Source organism: Blastococcus sp. HT6-30, from assembly GCF_039729015.1.
Classification (GTDB): domain Bacteria; phylum Actinomycetota; class Actinomycetes; order Mycobacteriales; family Geodermatophilaceae; genus Blastococcus.
Genome location: NZ_CP155792.1, coordinates 573,838 through 590,980, shown reverse-complemented (window position 1 = coordinate 590,980; position 17,143 = coordinate 573,838). Strand labels below are relative to the sequence as shown.

The following is a 17,143-nucleotide window of genomic DNA, read 5'->3' as shown; positions in this document are numbered from 1 at the left end:
CTGCCCGCCGGTGGACCGGCTGTGCCCACCGTGGCCCAGCACGGGAACCCACAGGGGCCCGCCCGGCCGGGCTCCACGGCTCAGCGGACGGCGGCCTCCGGCAGCTGCACGGCGCCCACCCGCTCCTCGATCCGACGGCGGGTCGCGGCGTCGAACGCCTGCGCGAACCTCTCGCGCGGGCGGTACCGCAGCGGACCGACGTTGTCGCCCTTCCAGTGCTCGAAGTCCTTGATCAGGCCGCGCGCGGCGGCGGCCCGGCCCTCGACCATCGCCGGGGAGTACTCCAGCCCGACCGCCGAGCAGGTGGCCCGCAGCGTGGGCTCGGGCTGCTGCGCGAGGTCGGCGTAGGAGACGACGTGGTGGCCCGGCCGGTCGCGGTGCGCTGCGGTGAGGGCGACGCACTCGCTCCACAGGTCGAGGGCCTGGTCGACGGTGTAGGTGCTGCCCCAGCCGCCGGCCACGGCGCAGAGGCTGGTGACCACGTCAGCGCCGTCCCGGACGATGTGCAGGACGCGCGCACCGGGCACGAGGCGCTCGATGAGGTCGATCGCGTAGAGATTGGCCGGGGTCTTCTCCACCCATGCGGTGCGGCCCGCGTCCCTGGTCACCGCGTCCGCGGTCGCCACGAACGAACCGGCCACTGACCGCACGGTCGGGGGGACCGGCCAGGGCAGACCGGGCCGGCCCAGGAAACGGGCGACCTGGGGCAGGTCCGCCGCGAGCTCGGCGCCGATCAGCCCCCGCTCGGCGCGGTCACCGGCGGCCCGCAGCCGGTAGAAGAAGTGCGTCTCCGGGAACGAGTGGACGTCGGGGTGGGCGGCCAGGAAGGACTGCAGCAGCGTGGTGCCCGACCGCGGGCAGCCGACGACGAAGAGCCGCTGCACCTGCGCACGGGCACTGCCGCTGTCGACGGTCGGAGGACGCATCGGGGCAACCTAGCGCCACCCCGGGTGCTCGCCGTCTGCCCGGGTCAGACCTCGACGGGCGCGGCGGTCAGGCTGTGCGCGCCGCAGGTGCAGCCGTTGCGGGCCGACAGGACCATGGAGACCGCGTGCGCCCGGTCGCGGGCGCCGAGCTTGCGCAGGATCGCCTTGACGTGGGATTTCACGGTGTCCTCGGAGATGAAGAGGTTCTCGCCGATCTTCCGGTTCGACTGGCCGAGGATCAGCTCGTCGAGGACGTCGGACTCGCGTCGGGTCAGCGGCACCTCGGGGGTCAGCTCGCGGCCCACCGGCGCGGCGCCGCCCTCAACCCGGCGGATCTGCGGGTCGACGACCGTGCGCCCGGCGCGGGCGGCCAGGATCGCCCAGCCGAGGAGGGTCGCGGAGGTGTTCATCAGCAGGTAGCCGCGGATGCCGGCGGCCAGCGCCTCGTTGACCACGGCCGCGTCCTCGGAGGTCGACACGGCGACGATCGCCGCCCGCGGGAAACGGCGCCGCAGGTCGCGGCAGGCGTTCAGCGTGGCGCCGCGTCCGGCCCCGAGCTCGACGACGACGGCGTCGGGGCGGGCGGACTCGGCCAGCGGGACCGCCCGCCGGGTCTCCCCGGGGGCGCCGACGGACTGCATGCCGGCGGTCTCGTCGATCATGCCGACGAGGCCGCGACGCAGGACCGGCGCGTCGGCGAGGACGAGGACCCGGGTGACGGCGGCACTGGGGATGGACACGCTGGTTGCTCCGCTCACGTGGGGTGACGACCTGACCTGCATTCCATCGACCGGGTGAACCCAGTGCTTGAGCAGCAGTTTCACGGCAGCGGACACGGCGCCCGCGGACCGCACCCCCGGTGGTGCACGTCACGCCACGGCTGGCGTCCCGGCGGGTACGACCGGACGGTGACCGCACCGCTGCTGTGGGGGTCCCGATCCGGATCGGGCGAGCCTCTGCTCCTGATGCACGGCATGGGCAGCTCGCACCGCGACTTCACCGCCGTCGTCCCCGCCCTGGCCGAGCGCTTCGACCTGCTCAACGTCGACCTCCCGGGCACCGGCCGCTCGCCGCACCTGCCCGAGCGCCCGACCGTCGCCGCGCTCACCGACGCGGTGGAACGCACCTTGGACGAGGCGGGACTCCAGCGGGTGCACGTGCTCGGCAACTCCCTGGGCGCCCGGCTCGCGCTGGAGCTCGCCCGTCGCGGCCGCGCCCGCTCGGTGGTCGCCATCGGCCCGTCCGGGCTGAACGTCCTGCCCGAGCGCGTCGTCCAGGGCAGCGGCATGGCGCTCGCCCGGGTCGTCATGCGCACCGCGCAGCCGCTGGTGGAGCCGCTCTCCCGCTCCGCCGTCGGCCGGGCGGCGATGCTGTTCCCGCTCAAGGCCCGTCCGTGGGCGACCCGGCGCGACGAGGCGATCGGCGCCCGCGAGGGGTTCGCCGACTCCCGCGACTACTGGCGGATCCTGCTCTGGGCGCTGCTGCTCGACGTCCCCCGCGGCATGGACCGGATCGGGTGCCCGGTCACCCTGGTACAGGGCGCCGCCGACTGGATCAGCTCCGGCCAGACCGTCCGCTACCTGCCCTGGATCCCGGGCTCCCGGTTCCGCCCGCTGCTGGCCGCCGGTCACGCGCCCCATTCGGACCGGCCCGGGACGATCGTCCGGATCGTCGAGCAGACCGCCGCCCGCGGCCGGGAGCTCCCCGATCGAGCCGCCGGGAACGCCTCGGCGCGCTCGACGTGCCCCCGGCAGGATTCGAACCTGCGACACACGGTTTAGGAAACCGATGCTCTATCCCCTGAGCTACGGGGGCCTCGGCGCGGTCTGACCCGCGCCCGGACCTTCGCCGAGAGGCTAGCGGGTGGCCTGGTGGAACCCGCGCTGCACCCGACTCTCGCCCGTACGGAGGAGAGACGGCGCGGTTCCAGCGGGTTACCGTACTGGGACGCATGCCGAGTTCCGGCACCGACGTCGGAGCCCAGGGAGGGTGGACGAACGATGGAGACCACGGTGGTCGACGTCCCCGAACGGGGACGCTTCGAGGTCCGGCAGGGCGAGCGCGTCGTCGGACTGGCCAGCTACCACGTGGAGAACGGGCAGATGACCCTCCCGCACACCGAGGTGGACCCGTCCGTGGGCGGCCAGGGCATCGGGACGACGCTCGTCGCCGGCGTGCTCGACGCTGCCCGCGAGCGCGGGCTCACCGTGCTGCCGTACTGCTCCTTCGTCCGCCGCTACATCCAGCAGCACCCGGAGCTGACCTACCTGGTGGCCGTCGACGACCGCCCGCACTTCGGGCTGGAGACCGCCGACCACTGAGCGCCGTTCCGCGGGGCCACCTAGGCTGCGCGGATGCCCGAGGGCCACACCCTGTTCCGCCTCGCGCGCGAGCAGCAGCTGCTGTTCGCCGGCCGGCCGGTGCACGTCACCAGCCCGCAGGGGCGTTTCGAGGCCGGCGCCGGTCTGCTCGACGGCCGGGTGCTCGACGAGGTCTTCTCCTACGGCAAGCACCTCTTCGCGCGCTTCGGCGGCGACAGCCTGCACGTGCACCTGGGCCTCTACGGCAGCTTCACCACCGGCGCCGGCACGCCGCCCCCGGCGAAGGGGGCGCTGCGGATGCGCTGGGAGGCCGACGGGCCCGACGGCGCCGGCGTGTGGACCGATCTGCGCGGGCCCACCGCCTGCGAGGTCCTGGCCACCCCCGAGGTGGACCGGATCCTGGACCGGCTGGGCCCCGACCCGCTCCGCCCCCGCGCCGACGGCACCGCCGCCCACCGGCGCATCGCCGGCAGCCGCACCGCCATCGGTGCCCTGCTGATGGACCAGTCGGTGCTGGCCGGCGTCGGGAACGTGTACCGGGCCGAGGTGCTCTTCCGGCACCGCGTCTCGCCGTTCCGCCCTGGCCGGCAGGTCGACGCCGACCTGTGGGCGGCGATGTGGCGGGACCTGGTCACCCTGCTGCGGAGCGGCGTCCGGATGGGCCGGATCGTCACCACCCGGCCCGAGGACCGCTCCCGGCGCAGCGGCGCGGTCCGGCGGGAGGACGCGCACTACGTCTACCGCCGCACGGGCCTGCCGTGCCGGCTCTGCGGCACCGAGATCCGCACCCAGGTGATGGCCGGGCGCAATCTCTACTGGTGCCCGGTCTGCCAGGCCGTCTGACCTGCGGCTCCGCCCCGACGCCCTTCCTCGCGTGTACCGTCGGGAAGGATGAGGCGCCGGTCACGATGGACCATCACGCTGACCGCGGTGGCCGGCCTGCTGGGCGTCCCCGCCGCGGCCTCGGCCGCCCCCGTGGAGCGGAGCGAGTCCTCGCGCAGCACCGGCTACGACGTCTCCTACCCGCAGTGCGGCACCGACCTGCCCGGCGACGCCGCGTTCGCCGTCGTCGGGGTCAACGGCGGGCTGGCCACCCGCACCAACCCCTGCCTGTCCGAGCAGCTGGAGTGGGCGGTGGGCTCGTCGGGCGCGGTGCCCGGTCAGCCGCCGCTGCAGCTGTACCTCAACACCGCCAACCCCGGCCAGGTGCGCGACCTGGTCACCACGTGGCCGTCCGCCGGGGAGACGCCCTACGGCGACTGCGACGGCGCCAACTCCACGGCCTGCAGCTGGCAGTACGGCTGGGAACGGGCGCGCACCAGCGTCCAGTCGTTCTTCTGGCCCGCCGCCCGGGCGGTGCAGTTGGACAGCCGGCCGGAGCACTACACCTGGTGGCTGGACGTCGAGACGACGAACACCTGGCAGTCGGGGTCCGGTGACGCCCTGGAGCGCAACCGCGCGACGCTCGAGGGCATGACCGAGTACCTCACCGACCGGGGCGGCCGGGTAGGCGTGTACTCCACCGGCTACCAGTGGCGCCGGATCGTCGGCGAGGTGCCCGGGGACAGCAACCTGGCCGGCCTCGACAGCTGGCTCGCCGGGGCCGACGACCGCGCGGACGCCCGCACCGCCTGCGACGACGACCCGCTGGTGCCCGGCGGCGGCGTGGCCCTGGTCCAGTACGTCGAGGACGACCTCGACCACGACCACGCCTGCCGCGAAGCGCCCGCCCGGGGCTAGATCGCGCCCTTGTCCGGGTCCCCGGCCGGAACGGCGGCGAGCCGGCGCACGTCCAGCGGGGCGGCCAGCTTGTCGGCCAGCGCCGCACCCAGGGTGGTGAGGGCCTCGGCCTTGCCGTGCGCGCGCAGCGCCTCGGGGCTCTCCCACCGCTCCACCATCACGAAGACGCCATCGGCCTCGTGCAGGGCGTAGAGCTCGCACCCGGGTTCGGCGTGCACCTTCGGCACGGCGGCGAGGATCGCCTCCCGGACGGCGTCCACCGCGTCCGGCTTCGGGGTGATGGTGGCGACGACGACGACGGACACGGATGCCTCCTGGGGCAGCGGGAACGGGACGGCCCGGGCGATTGCTCTGGTGGAGCGGCCCCGGTCGGGTCAGGATGCCAGTCGTGGTCGACGACAGCGCTCCCCCTCCCCCGACCACCGGCGCCCCGCTGCGGGTCGCCATCGTGGGCGCCGGCCCCGCCGGCATCTACGCCGCCGACGCGCTCACCCGGCAGAGCGAGATCCCCGTCGCCGTCGACCTGGTCGACCGGCTGCCGACACCGTTCGGCCTCGTCCGCCACGGCATCGCCCCCGACCACCCGAAGATGCGGGCCATCCGCGACACCCTGCACCGCAGTCTCGACCACCCACTGGTCCGGTTCGTCGGCAACGTGGAGGTCGGCACGGACCTCACCCTGGCCGAGCTGCGCGCGCACGTCGACGCCGTCGTCTACACCTACGGCGCCGCCCTCGACCGGCACCTGGGCATCGAGGGCGAGGAGCTGCCCGGCAGCCTGGCGGCCACCGACGTGGTGGCCTGGTACACCGGGCACCCCGACGCCGACCGCGCCACCGTGGAGGCGGCCCTCGCCGGCGTCCGGTCGGCCGTGGTGATCGGCGTGGGCAACGTCGCGCTCGACGTCGGCCGGATCCTCGCCCGCACCGCCGAGGAGCTGGAGCCCACCGACATGCCGCAGCACGTCATCGACGTGCTCGCCGCCGCGCCGGTGGAGGAGATCACCGTGCTCGGCCGCCGCGGCCCGGCGCAGGCCACCTTCACCACCCAGGAGCTGCGCGAGCTCGGCGAGCTGGCCGCGGCCACGGTGCTGGTCGACCCCGCCGACCTCGAGCTCGACGCCGACGCCGAGGCGCGCGCGGCCACCGACCGGAACGCCAGCCGCAACCTCAAGGTACTGCGCGACTGGTCGCGCCACGTGCCCGAGGCCGGCCGTACCCGGGTGCGGCTGCGCTTCTACTCGCGGCCGGTGCGGCTGCTGGGCACCGACCGGGTCACCGGCGTCGAGGTGGAGCGCACCGCCGTCGACGGGGACGGCCGGGCGATCGGCACCGGCCGGTTCGAGGTGGTCCCGGCCGACCTCGTGGTGCGGTCGGTGGGCTACCTCGGGACGCCGCTGCCCGGGCTGCCGGTCGACGAGCGCACCGGGACCGTTGCCCACGACGGCATCGGGCGGGTGCTGCGCGACGGCCGTCCCTCGGCCGGTGAGTACGTCGCCGGGTGGATCAAACGGGGTCCCAGCGGCGTGGTCGGGCACAACAAGCACGACGCGCGGGAGACCGTCGCAGGGCTCCTGGCCGACGCCGCGGACGGCACGCTGCGCGTGCGAGGGCCGGTCGACGACCTCGTGCACACCCTCCAGGCCCGGGGCGCAGAACCGGTGCTGCTCGACGACTGGCGCGCGATCGACGCCGCCGAGCAGGCCCTGGGCGCCACCCGCGGCCGGGCACGGACCACGCTGCACGAGCGGGAGACGTTGATGGCCGCCGTCCGCGCGGCCACGGCGGGCTAGCTAGCCCACCGCGCGGATCAGCTCCTCGGCGGCCCCGGCCGACCCGGCGGCCACGAACCGGATCAGCCCGTCGGTGTCCGGGTCCAGCGTGAGCGGCCGCCCGTCGCCGGTGCGCGCCACCCCGCCCGCCGCCAGCAGCACCGCCAGGCCACCGGCGACGTCGTGCACGTGGGTGCCGCTGCGGTCGAGGTCGTGCCAGGCCATGGCCGAGCCGTCGGCCACCAGGCACAGGTCGACGGCGGTGCAGCCGGTCACCCGGACCCGGCGCGCCGTCGAGGGGACGACGACCGCCCCGCCCTCGGGCCCGCTCGGCACCACCACGGTGCTGCCCGGCCGCGGGGAGATCGGCACCGCGTCGCGCTCGGCGCCCACCCCGCCCAGCCCGGTCCACCGCCGCCCCGAGGCCAGGTCGGCCACCAGACCGGCGACCGGGACGCCGTCGCGCACCAGCGCCGCCGAGAACGCCCACGGCGGCAGCCCCGCGGAGAAGTTGCCGGTGCCGTCGAGGGGGTCCAGCACGATCCACGGCTCCCCCGCGCCGACCGGGCGGTCCCGCCGCTCCTCGCTCAGCACGGTGATCCCCAGCGGGCCCAGCACCTCCACCGCGGCAGCGTGCGCGGCCTCGTCGGCGGCGATCGACGGGCTGCCGTCGCCCTTGGTGCGCTCCTCGCCGCTGTCGCGGGCGAGCGCCACCGCAATCTCCACCCGGGTCGCGGCCAGCGCCGCCAGGTGGCGGAACCGGTCGGCCTCGGTCGCGTCGGGCCCGGGCGCCGGGACGGCGATCGACCGGTCGGTGCTGCCCAGCCGGGCCCGTTCGCAGCCCCACCCGGCGGCCAGCGCGCGCACTGCCGGGTGGTCCAGGGGAACGCCCGTGCGCCGGAGCACGACCGCCTCGGCGTAGCCGTCCGGATGCCACTGCCGTCGCACCAGCGCGGCCTGCCCGCCGCCCAGCAGCGCCCGCAACCGCGGGTCGTGCACCGCCGGCGCCAGCCCGGCGGGCGGCATCCCCAGGGTGAGCGCCGCGGCCCGCACGTCGGCGCCGCCGACCGCCACCCGCAGGTGGTCACCGTCCGGTGCGGGCCGGCGCAGGAACCAGCGCTCAGCCACTGTTGCGCAGCGCGGTCGCGATCCCGTTGATCGTCAGCTGGATGTTGCGGCTGGTGAGCTCGTCGTCCTCGCCGCTGCGCCGGCGCCGCAGCATCTCGACCTGCAGGTGGTGCAGCGGCTCCAGGTACGGGAACCGGTTGCGGATCGAGCGGGCGAGCGCCGGGTTGTCGGCCAGCAGGTCGTCGTCGCCGGTGATGGCCAGCGCCATCCGGCAGGTGCGCCCGTGCTCCTCGGTGATCCGGTCGAAGACCCGGGCCCGCAGCTCCTCGTCGGGCACCAGCTCCGCGTACCGGGCGGCCAGCCCCAGGTCGGTCTTGGCCAGGACCATGCCCATGTTCGACAGCACCGTGCGGAAGAACGGCCACCGCCGGTGCAGGTCGCGCAGCCGCTCCAGCCGCTCCTCGGAGCCGTCCACCCACGACTCCAGCGCCGATCCGGTGCCGTACCAGCCGGGCAGCATGATCCGGGTCTGCGACCAGCTGAACACCCACGGGATCGCGCGCAGGTCGGCGATCGAGTCGCCGGCCTTGCGCGACGGCGGCCGGCTGCCGATGTTCAGCTCGGCCAGCTCCCCGATCGGGGTGGCCGCCCGGAACCACTGCACGAAGCCGGGCGTCTCGTGCACCAGGTCCCGGTAGGCCTGCCGGGCGCGGGCCGCGAGGTCGTCGAGCAGCGCGTAGGCCTCCTCGGCGTCGTCGCCGAGGCCCTCGACGTCCAGCAGGGTGGACTCCAGGGTGGCGGCGACCATGGCCTCGAGGTTGCGGCGGGCGAGGTCGGGGTCGGCGTACTTGGCGGCGATCACCTCCCCCTGCTCGGTGATGCGCAGGGCGCCGGCCACCGCGCCCGGCGGCTGGGCCCGGATCGCCTCGTAGCTGGGGCCGCCCCCGCGGCCGACGGTGCCGCCGCGGCCGTGGAACAGCCGCAGCCGGATGCCCTCGCGGCGGGCGACCTCCACCAGGTCCAGCTCGGCCCGGTACAGCGCCCAGTTCGCGGCGAGGTAGCCGCCGTCCTTGTTGCTGTCGGAGTAGCCCAGCATGACCTCCTGCGCGTCGCCCCGGGCCGCGACGAGCGAGCGGTAGAGCGGCTGGTCGAGGACGGCGCCGAGCGTGGTGGCGGCGGCCTGCAGGTCGTCGATCGTCTCGAACAGCGGCGAGATGCCCACCGGGCAGGTGGGGCCGTCGGCACCGGCCGGGTCGAGCAGGCCGACCTCCTTGAGCAGGACCGCGACCTCCAGCACGTCGCTCACCGACCCGCACATGCTGATCACGTAGTTGGGAATGGTCCGCGGGCCCAGCAGCGCCACCTGGTCGGCGGCGGCGAGCAGGACGTCGAGCTCCTTGCGGGTCTCGTCGGACAGCTCGGCGTCCGGGCGCACCAGCGGCCGGCGCAGCGTCAGCTCGCCGGCCAGCAGCGCCACCCGCGCCGGCTCGTCGAGGGATGCGTAGTCCTCGCACACCCCGGCCCAGGCCAGCAGCTCGGCGACCACCTGCTCGTGGACGGCGGAGTTCTGCCGGAGGTCCAGCCCGCACAGGTGGAAGCCGAAGACCTCGACCGCCCCCCGCAGCCGCAGCAGCCGGTCGTCGGCGAGCGGCCCGGCGCCGTGGCTGCGCAGCGAGGTGTCGACGACGTCGAGGTCGGCGCGCAGCTCGTCGGGGCTCTCGTAGGGCGGGAGGATGCCAGCGGCCTCGGCGCCACCGGGGACGGAGCCCAGCACCCGGACGGCGGTGGCCGCCAGCCGCGCGGAGATCCCGGTCAGCGCCCGCCGGTAGGGCTCGTCGGCGCGGAACGGGGAGTCGTCACGCGAGGCCTCGGCCAGCGAGTACAGCTGCGGAGTGGGCGTGACCAGTCGATCGGACATGGACAGCTCGCTGCGCAGCTGCGCGAGCTCCGCCAGGTGGTGGCCCAGCGCGGTCTCCGCCTGCCGGGTGGTGGCCCGGCGCAGCGCCTCGGCGGTGACGAAGGGGTTGCCGTCCCGGTCCCCGCCGATCCAGGAGCCGGGCAGGAGCATCGGCCGGCGCAGCACCCCGGCGCCGGGCCACCGCTGCTCGACGGCCTGCCGGAGCTCGGCGTTGATGGCAGGTACGACGTCGAACAGCGACAGCTCGTAGTAGCGCAGCGCCTCGTCGATCTCGTCCTGCAGCCGCAGCCGGGACAGCCGCAGCAGCGCCGTCTGCCAGAGGGTGAGCACCGAGCGCCACAGCTGCGCGGACCAGTCGGCGTCGCCGTCGCCGTCGCCCGCGCGGTCCCGTTCCCGGATCAGCCGGCTGACCTGGCGCTGCACCTGGAACACGGTCTTGCGGCGGACCTCGGTAGGGTGCGCGGTGACCACCGGGCAGACCAGGGCGCCGGCGAGCTCGCGGGCCACCGTGTCGACCGGGATGTCCGCTTGGTCGAGCAGCGCGAAGGACGCTGCCAGGCTGCCCTGCTGCGGCGGGGACCCGGCGCGCCGGTGGTGCCGGCGGCGGCGTTCGTGGTGGATGTCCTCGGCCAGATTGGCCAGCACGGAGAAGTGGCTGAACGCGCGGATCAGGTGGTTGGCCGACCGCACGTCGAGCCCGGCCAGCCGGCGGGCGAGGTCGGCCCGGTCGACCTCCGAGCGGCGGATGCGGAAGGCCTCCACGCGGGTGGACTCGACCAGCTCCAGCACGTCGGGGCCGGCATGCTCGCCGATCACCTCGCCGAGGACGCGCCCGAGCAGCCGGATGTCCGCGCGCAGCGGCTCGTCGTCGGCGCGGTCACCGGGACCGGAGGACCCGTGGTGGCGGAGATCAGCGACGTCGACCGTGGCTTCGGACACATCCCGAGTATCGGGGACGCAGGTGTCGCGTTCATGTCCTGCCCGCAACGGCCCCGTCCGGAGGCTCGCCCTGAGCTTGCGAAGGGTGAGGGGGACGGGGTCGTTCTTCAGTCGAGCTCCAGCTCCCGCAGGCACTGGGCGGCCAGCTGGTCCCCGGCCTCGGCGCCGAGCCGGAACTGCTCGACGGCGCCCTCCAGATCGCCGCGGTCGGCCAGCAGCACCGCCAGGTTCTGGTGGCAGTACGGATCACCGGCGGCGATGCCGCTGCGGTAGGCCTCCTCGGCTGCCTCCTCGTCGCCCAGCTCCTCGCGGTAGAGGTTGCCCAGCGGCAGCCAGGCCACCTGCTCCCCGAGCTTGGCGCCGCGTTCCAGCACCGCACGGGCCTCGGCCGAGCGGCCGGTCTCGCGCAGCAGGTGCGCCAGGTCGGCGCGGGCGGCCGGGAAGTGGTGCTGGCCGGCGCGCAGCGCGTCCTCCAGGGCGGGGTCCAGCGTCGAGCACCAACGCCAGCAGGCGACGACGGCCGCCGCCTCCTCGTCACCGGCAGCGGCGAACTCCTCCGCCACCGCCATCGCCTGCTCCCGCTCGCCCTGCTCCCGCAGCAGGAAGGCCAGCTGCAGCCCGCCCTCCAGGTCGCCGGCGGCCGCGGCGCCCCGGTAGGCGCGCATCGCGCCGGCCAGGTCGCCGAGGTCCTCCAGCACCAGGCCGAGGTTGCGCCAGGCGTGGGCCTCGCCACCGCGCAGGGCGGTCTCGTAGGCGTCCACCGCCTCGGCCCAGCGGTTCTGGGCGGCGAGGGAGTTCCCGAGGTTGAACGCGGCCATCGAGTCACCGAGGTCGAAGGCGCGCCGGAAGCAGTGCTCGGCGTCGGTCTGCCGGCCGGCGTCGGCCAGGTCGCAGCCGAGGTCGATCAGCGCGTCGGCGTCGTCGGAGCCGAGCAGCCGCCGCAGCCGCCCGTCCAGGTCCTCGGTCATGACGTCGATGATCGCGGCGCCATGACCGCTCGCGCGCCCCTCTGCGCGGGAACCTCACCCCAAGGGAGCGGCCCGGGGGGCTCCGGTCACCCGATCAGCTGTCCCCGGGCCGGGAGATCAGCTGCCGAACGCCTCGCGCCAGGCCGGCATGAGGTCGCGCCGGGCCCACTCAAGGTAGGGCTGCTGCTGGTCGCCGCCGATCTGCACCAGCGCCAGGTGGGTGAAGCCGGCGTCGGCGTACGCCTTCGCACCGGCGATCACCGCCTCGACGTCGTCCCCGCACGGGATGCTGCCCTCCACGTCCTCCTCGCGGACGAACTGGCTGGCGGCGTCGAAGGCCGTCGGGCCGGGGAGCTCGGAGTTGACCTTCCAGCCCAGGCCGAACCAGCGGAACAGGGCGTGCGCCCGGCTGACGGCGGCGGCCTTGTCGGTGCCGAAGCTGATCGGCATCTGGGCGATCCGCGGCTTGCCCGTGCCGCCGGCGGCGTCGAACTGCTCCACCAGCCCGGGCTTGGGCTCGGTGGCGATGAGCGCGTCGGCGTGCTCACCGGCGATCGTGGACGCCTGCTTGCCCCCGGAGGCGACGCCGATCGGCACCCGCTTCTCCGGGAGGTCCCAGAGCTTGGCCGACTCGACGTCGAAGTGCTCGCCGCGGAAGTTGGTGTAGCCGTCGCCGTCGAACAGGCTCCGGATGATCTGGATGGCCTCGACCAGCATCTCCTGGCGGACGTCGGCCGGCGGCCAACCGGCGCCGACGACGTGCTCGTTGAGGTTCTCCCCAGCGCCCAGCCCCAGCGTGAAGCGTCCGTCGGAGAGGATCTGCAGCGTGGCGGCCTGCTGCGCGACGACCGCCGGGTGGTACCGGAAGCTCGGGCACGTCACGTAGGTCATGAGCGGGATGCGGCTGGTGGCCTGGGCGGCCGCGCCGAGGGTGACCCAGGCGTTGGGCGAGTGGCCCATCTCGTCCAGCCACGGGAAGTAGTGGTCGCTGCTGACCGCGAAGTCGAAGCCCGCTCCCTCGGCCCCCACCACGTGCCCCACCAGGTCCTTGGGGCCGGCCTGCTCGGTCATCATCGTGTAGCCCAGCTGCATCGCCATGCCGCGCGGCTACCCCGGCCCGGTTGCGCCCAACCGGTTCAGCCGCGACCGCCGCGCAGCGCCTCCCGCAGTTTCGTCTTCCCGCTCGTGCGCAGCAGAGCCCCGGCGTAGACCCGCCCGCCCAGCCGGACCGCCGCGACGATGGCGCCGAGCATGAGCACGACCGCCAGAGCCACCTCCCACAGCGCCGCCTCACCCGCCGCCTGCCGGACCGGCATGACCAGGGGCGAGAGCCCGGGCACGTACGAGGTGACGACGGCGAGCGTGCCGCCCGGCTCGGCGGCGGCCTGGATGCCGATGAAGAAGCCGACCACGAGCAGCAGCATCATCGGCGTCAGCACGCTGCCGAGGTCCTCCTGCCGGCTGACCAGGGACGCCGCCACGGCGAAGGCCGCCGCGTAGAAGGCGTATCCCAGCACGAACCAGGCGACCACGGAGACGACGGTGCCGATGAGGTCGCCGGGCACCGCGACGAGGTCGAAGGCGAACGCACCACCCACGGCGATCACACCGATGAGGACGATCTGGGCGAGGCCGAGGACGCCCAGCCCGATGATCTTCCCGGCGAGCAGCTGCCAGGGGCGCATCGTGGCCAGCAGCAGCTCCACCACGCGGCTCGCCTTCTCCTCGACCACCCCCTGCGCGACGAACTGGCCGAACAGGATCAGCAGGCCGTAGAGCAGCGCGACGCCGATGATCGCGACCAGCACCTGCTGCTCGTCGCCGTCCCCCTGGAGGGCCGTGACCTCGACCTCCGGCACCGCGGTGAGGTCGACCCCGGCCTCGGCGAGCTGCTGGCCGACGGCGACCCCGCTGACCGCCGCGCTCACCACCGCCTCCATCGTCGAGTCGCGGTCGTCGACCAGCAGCTCGGGGCGGGCGCCGGGAAGGAGGACGCCGTCGACGTCCTCGTCCTCGAGGGCCTGCCGCCCGGCCGCCTCGTCGGCGAGCTCGACCACGGTGACGTCGAGGCCGACGGCCTCGCCCTGCGCCTCGACGGCCGGAGCCAGCCGCGAGGCGTCGCCCACGACACCGAGCCGGCTCTCCTGGCCGCTGGAGCCGATGGCCACCTGGAACGCCATGATCCCGACGAGCAGCAGGACCGTCAGCACCACGCCGACGATGAAGTTCTTGTCCCGCAGGCGGGTGGAGATCTCGCGGCCGGCGACGAGCCGCACGAGTTCGGCGCTGCCCGGCGTCTGCTCCGGAGAGCGGGTCGGGGCGGTCACGCCGCCACCTCCTCGTCGGTGCGCGGATCGGCGACCGCCTCGCGGAACAGCTCGACCAGGCTGGGCTCGCGCCACGCGAAGTGCGCGACCCGGCCGGTGCCCAGGGCGGCCGCCAGGACGGTCTGGTCGTCGGTGCCGGGGGCGAGCTCCAGCAGCGTGTCGCCCGCCTGCTCGGAGACCACCCGGACGCCGGGGAGCGCGGTGGCCCAGCCCGGAGCCGCGTCGGGGACGACGACACGCAGCAGCCGGCCGGCCTCCCGCCGGCGCAGCTCGTCGACGGTGCCGGCCGCCACCATGCGGCCGCGGGCGAGGATGCCGACGGAGTCGCAGAGCCGCTCGACCAGGTCGAGCTGGTGGCTGGAGAAGACGACCGGGACGCCGGTGCGCACCTGGTCCAGCAGCGCCTCGGCCAGGGAGTCGACGCCCACCGGATCCAGTCCGGAGAACGGCTCGTCGAGGATGAGCACCTCCGGCCGGCTCACCAGCGCGGCGGCGAGCTGGACGCGCTGCTGGTTGCCCAGGGACAGCTTCTCGACCGCATCACCCCGTCGGGCGCCCAGGCCCAGCCGCTCGACCCACTCCGCCGACGCCCGCCCGGCGGCGGCGGCGTCGAGCCCGTGCAGCCGGGCGAAGTAGGTGATCTGCTCGCCGACCCTCATCTTCGGGTAGAGCCCGCGCTCCTCGGGCATGTAGCCCACCCGGCGGCGCAGCTGCTGGTCCAGCGGCCGGCCGTGCCAGCGCACCTCGCCGGCATCGGCGACGACCAGCCCCATGGCGATCCGCATCGTCGTCGTCTTCCCCGCCCCGTTGGAGCCGCAGAAGCCGAACATCGATCCCGGGCGGACGCTGAAGCCCACGTCGTCGAGCACCGGGTTGTCGCCGTAGCTCTTGCGGAGGCCGTCGAACTCGAGCACCTGTCCCCCCTGCCGTCGAGCGCTGCCGCGCCGAACCGTAGCGCTCCTCACGATCTCGCAGGGTGGGACGCCGCGGCCCGCAGGTCGACGGCGGGTGACCGCCCGCCTCGCGGCCGGTGCCTGCATGCGGTGTCATCGGGGCATGAGCGAGGACGACGGGGTGGCCCAGCCGCCCCCCGGCGCCGGCCTGGACCAGCTCCGCGGCGCCGCCGCCGGGTGCCGCGCCTGCGAGCTGTGGCAGGACACGACCCAGACCGTGTTCGGGAAGGGCCCGGAGACCGCCCGGGTGGTGTTCATCGGCGAGCAGCCCGGCGACCAGGAGGACCGCAGGGGGGAGCCGTTCGTCGGCCCCGCCGGGCGGCTGCTGGACAAGGCGCTGACCGATGCCGGGATCGACCGGTCGGCGACCTACGTGACCAACGCCGTGAAGCACTTCGGGCACGTGGTCAAGGGCAAGCGGCGGATCCACCAGACGCCGCGCCCCGAGCACCTGCGGGCATGCCGGCCGTGGCTGGAGGCGGAGTTCGCCGTCCTGCAGCCGGAGGTCGTCGTCGCCCTCGGCGCGACAGCGGCCAGGGCGCTGATCTCGCCGTCGTTCCGGATCACCCGCGAGCACGGGCAGCTGATGCCCTGGACCCCGCCCGGGGTGCGGACGGCCGAGGCCGCGCTGCCCGAGGCCGACCAGGAGGAGGACGCCCCGCACCAGACCTGGATCCTCGCGACCACGCACCCGTCGGCGATCCTGCGCACCCCCGACGTGGCCCGCGCGGCCGCCTACGACGCCCTGGTCGCCGACCTCGCGGTGGTCGCCGCGGCGCTGGCCTGACTCCGCCCCGTTCCGTTACCGATGGGTAGGACCGGGGAGGATCGGATATGCAGACCCGGGGTCCGGCCGGCCTCGCCACTCTCGGGGGCGGGCGAGCTCGGTCGGACCCGCCCCGCGGTCAGGCGGTGGGACCCGGGGCCCGGTCGACGGTCGACCGGGAGGCGCGGAAGAGCCAGAACGACGGCACGAGCAGCGCGACGGCGACCATGGCCAGCACCACCACGACCCCGCCGGAGACCATCGCGACGGTCACGCCCGTCGCACTGGCCAGCGCCCCGGCCCGCAGGTCACCGAGCCGGGGTCCACCGGCGACGACGACGAGGAAGACGCCCTGCATCCGCCCGCGCATGTCGTCGGGCGCCGCCAGCTGCAGCATCGCCGACCGCAGGACCGCGCTGACCATGTCGCCCGCGCCGGCCACCGCGAGGAACAGGACCGCCGACCACAGCGTCGACGCCATGCCGAACCCGATGATCGCCACGCCCCAGACAACGATCGCGACCAGCACGACCGCACCCTGCCGGTCGATCCGGGACACCCAGCCCGACGTGAGCCCCATCAGCAGCGCGCCGACGGAGACGCCGGCGAACAGCCAGCCCAGTGCGTTGGGCGCGTCGTCGAACCTGGTCTGGGACAGCTCCGGGAACACCGCCTGCGGCCAGGCGAAGAGCATGGCGACGATGTCGACGACGAACGTCATGAGCAGCACCGGCTGCGTGCGCAGGAAGGCGAACCCCTCCCCCACGCCGCGCACCGCTGCACCCAGCCGCACCGCGGCGGTGCGACCGCCGGGCGGCAGCGCCGGCAGCCCGCGGAGCAGGAGCGCCGCGACGAAAAAACCGACCGCATCCACCAGGTAGGTCAGGAACACCTCGCCACTGGCGATGAGCACGCCGGCCAATAGCGGCCCGGCGATCACGCCCACCTGGCGGACCGTCATCGCCAGCGCGTTGGCCGCCGGGACCAGCGGGATGCCGACGACAGCTGGGATGGCGGCGCTGCGGGCCGGCTGGTTCACCGCCGCGAACCCCGACACGCAGGCGGTGAGGACCCACAGCAGCGCCAGGTTGCCGCCGCCCGGAAGCAGCGCCTGGACGGCGAGCAACGCGCTGGCGACCGCCGTTCCGGTGGAGGTGATCAGCATCAGCCGCCGCCGGTCCATGACATCGGCGATCGCGCCGCCGAGCAAACCGAACACAATCAGGGGGACCAGCGCGACCACGGACGTGACGCCGACGAAGAAGCTGTCACCGGTCAGCGCGTAGACCTGGAAGGGGACGGCGACCAGCGTCATCTGCTGGCCGATCATCGTGAGGGCCACCCCGCCGAACAGCCGGCGGTAGGCCGGGTTCTGCAGCGGAGTGGTGTCCACAGCCCAGCCGCGACGCCTGCGCACCGGTGCCGGGACCGGCTCCTCCACCCCCC

At 74.8% G+C, this 17,143-nt stretch carries 16 protein-coding genes and 1 tRNA gene; 6 read left to right on the top strand and 11 right to left on the bottom strand.

Annotated elements, in window-relative coordinates; translation table 11 throughout:
* Positions 1-80: 80 nt before the first annotated feature.
* Both ABC795_RS02770 and ABC795_RS02765 read right to left on the bottom strand, forming a co-directional pair.
* On the bottom strand, positions 81-926 hold the full coding sequence (locus ABC795_RS02770; RefSeq protein WP_347059345.1) for a sulfotransferase: 846 nt from the start codon (positions 924-926) through the stop codon (positions 81-83).
* Positions 927-970: 44 nt separating this feature from the next.
* Positions 971-1,666, bottom strand: coding sequence for a response regulator transcription factor (locus ABC795_RS02765; protein ID WP_347059344.1), 696 nt, complete (start codon positions 1,664-1,666; stop codon positions 971-973).
* A gap of 225 nt (positions 1,667-1,891) precedes the next feature.
* Between ABC795_RS02765 and ABC795_RS02760 the strand changes: the two genes are divergently transcribed.
* On the top strand, positions 1,892-2,707 hold the full coding sequence (locus tag ABC795_RS02760) for an alpha/beta fold hydrolase (protein WP_347060674.1): 816 nt from the start codon (positions 1,892-1,894) through the stop codon (positions 2,705-2,707).
* Here ABC795_RS02760 and ABC795_RS02755 read toward each other — a convergent pair.
* Positions 2,669-2,741: transfer RNA gene (locus tag ABC795_RS02755), tRNA-Arg, on the bottom strand. The genes ABC795_RS02760 and ABC795_RS02755 overlap by 39 nt on opposite strands.
* A 185-nt stretch (positions 2,742-2,926) precedes the next feature.
* Between ABC795_RS02755 and ABC795_RS02750 the strand changes: the two genes are divergently transcribed.
* The 3 genes from ABC795_RS02750 to ABC795_RS02740 are packed head-to-tail and all read left to right on the top strand — an operon-like array spanning position 2,927 to position 4,987.
* The gene (locus tag ABC795_RS02750; protein WP_347059343.1) at positions 2,927-3,247 is read left to right on the top strand and encodes a GNAT family N-acetyltransferase; all 321 of its coding nucleotides are present in this window, start codon (positions 2,927-2,929) and stop codon (positions 3,245-3,247) included.
* A 33-nt stretch (positions 3,248-3,280) separates the two neighbouring features.
* Entirely contained in the window at positions 3,281-4,090 is an 810-nt protein-coding gene (locus ABC795_RS02745; RefSeq protein WP_347059342.1) for a zinc finger domain-containing protein, read from the top strand.
* 48 nt (positions 4,091-4,138) lie between these two features.
* Entirely contained in the window at positions 4,139-4,987 is an 849-nt protein-coding gene (locus ABC795_RS02740) for a hypothetical protein (protein ID WP_347059341.1), read from the top strand.
* On the opposite strand, the gene ABC795_RS02735 is transcribed toward ABC795_RS02740, so the two are convergent.
* A complete protein-coding gene (locus ABC795_RS02735) occupies positions 4,984-5,292 on the bottom strand; it encodes a putative quinol monooxygenase (protein WP_347059340.1) in 309 nt (102 codons plus the stop codon). The two genes, ABC795_RS02740 and ABC795_RS02735, sit on opposite strands and share 4 nt — an antisense overlap.
* A gap of 83 nt (positions 5,293-5,375) precedes the next feature.
* Between ABC795_RS02735 and ABC795_RS02730 the strand changes: the two genes are divergently transcribed.
* Positions 5,376-6,779 (top strand): NADP oxidoreductase, encoded by a 1,404-nt coding sequence (locus tag ABC795_RS02730; protein ID WP_347059339.1) that lies wholly within the window; start codon positions 5,376-5,378, stop codon positions 6,777-6,779.
* Here ABC795_RS02730 and ABC795_RS02725 read toward each other — a convergent pair whose 3' ends face one another.
* The 6 genes from ABC795_RS02725 to ABC795_RS02700 form a co-directional block, all read right to left on the bottom strand.
* Entirely contained in the window at positions 6,780-7,886 is a 1,107-nt protein-coding gene (locus ABC795_RS02725; protein WP_347059338.1) for an inositol monophosphatase family protein, read from the bottom strand. It abuts the gene before it with no gap.
* On the bottom strand, positions 7,879-10,683 hold the full coding sequence (ppc, locus tag ABC795_RS02720; protein ID WP_347059337.1) for a phosphoenolpyruvate carboxylase: 2,805 nt from the start codon (positions 10,681-10,683) through the stop codon (positions 7,879-7,881). Before ppc ends, ABC795_RS02725 begins: the two co-directional genes overlap by 8 nt.
* 107 nt (positions 10,684-10,790) lie before the next feature.
* Positions 10,791-11,651, bottom strand: a complete 861-nt coding sequence (locus ABC795_RS02715; protein WP_347059336.1) for a tetratricopeptide repeat protein — start codon at positions 11,649-11,651, stop codon at positions 10,791-10,793.
* Positions 11,652-11,768: 117 nt separating this feature from the next.
* Positions 11,769-12,749 (bottom strand): TIGR03557 family F420-dependent LLM class oxidoreductase, encoded by a 981-nt coding sequence (locus ABC795_RS02710; RefSeq protein ID WP_347059335.1) that lies wholly within the window; start codon positions 12,747-12,749, stop codon positions 11,769-11,771.
* 38 nt (positions 12,750-12,787) lie between these two features.
* Positions 12,788-13,978 (bottom strand): ABC transporter permease, encoded by a 1,191-nt coding sequence (locus ABC795_RS02705; RefSeq protein ID WP_347059333.1) that lies wholly within the window; start codon positions 13,976-13,978, stop codon positions 12,788-12,790.
* Entirely contained in the window at positions 13,975-14,892 is a 918-nt protein-coding gene (locus ABC795_RS02700; RefSeq protein ID WP_347059332.1) for an ATP-binding cassette domain-containing protein, read from the bottom strand. The genes ABC795_RS02705 and ABC795_RS02700 overlap by 4 nt, the downstream gene beginning before the upstream one ends.
* A 142-nt stretch (positions 14,893-15,034) precedes the next feature.
* On the opposite strand from ABC795_RS02700, the gene ABC795_RS02695 reads away from it, so the two are divergent.
* Positions 15,035-15,718 (top strand): UdgX family uracil-DNA binding protein, encoded by a 684-nt coding sequence (locus ABC795_RS02695; RefSeq protein ID WP_347059331.1) that lies wholly within the window; start codon positions 15,035-15,037, stop codon positions 15,716-15,718.
* Positions 15,719-15,836: 118 nt separating this feature from the next.
* On the opposite strand, the gene ABC795_RS02690 is transcribed toward ABC795_RS02695, so the two are convergent.
* Positions 15,837-17,090: an MFS transporter gene (locus tag ABC795_RS02690; RefSeq protein WP_347059330.1), complete on the bottom strand. Its 1,254-nt coding sequence runs from the start codon at positions 17,088-17,090 to the stop codon at positions 15,837-15,839.
* Positions 17,091-17,143 lie beyond the last annotated feature (53 nt).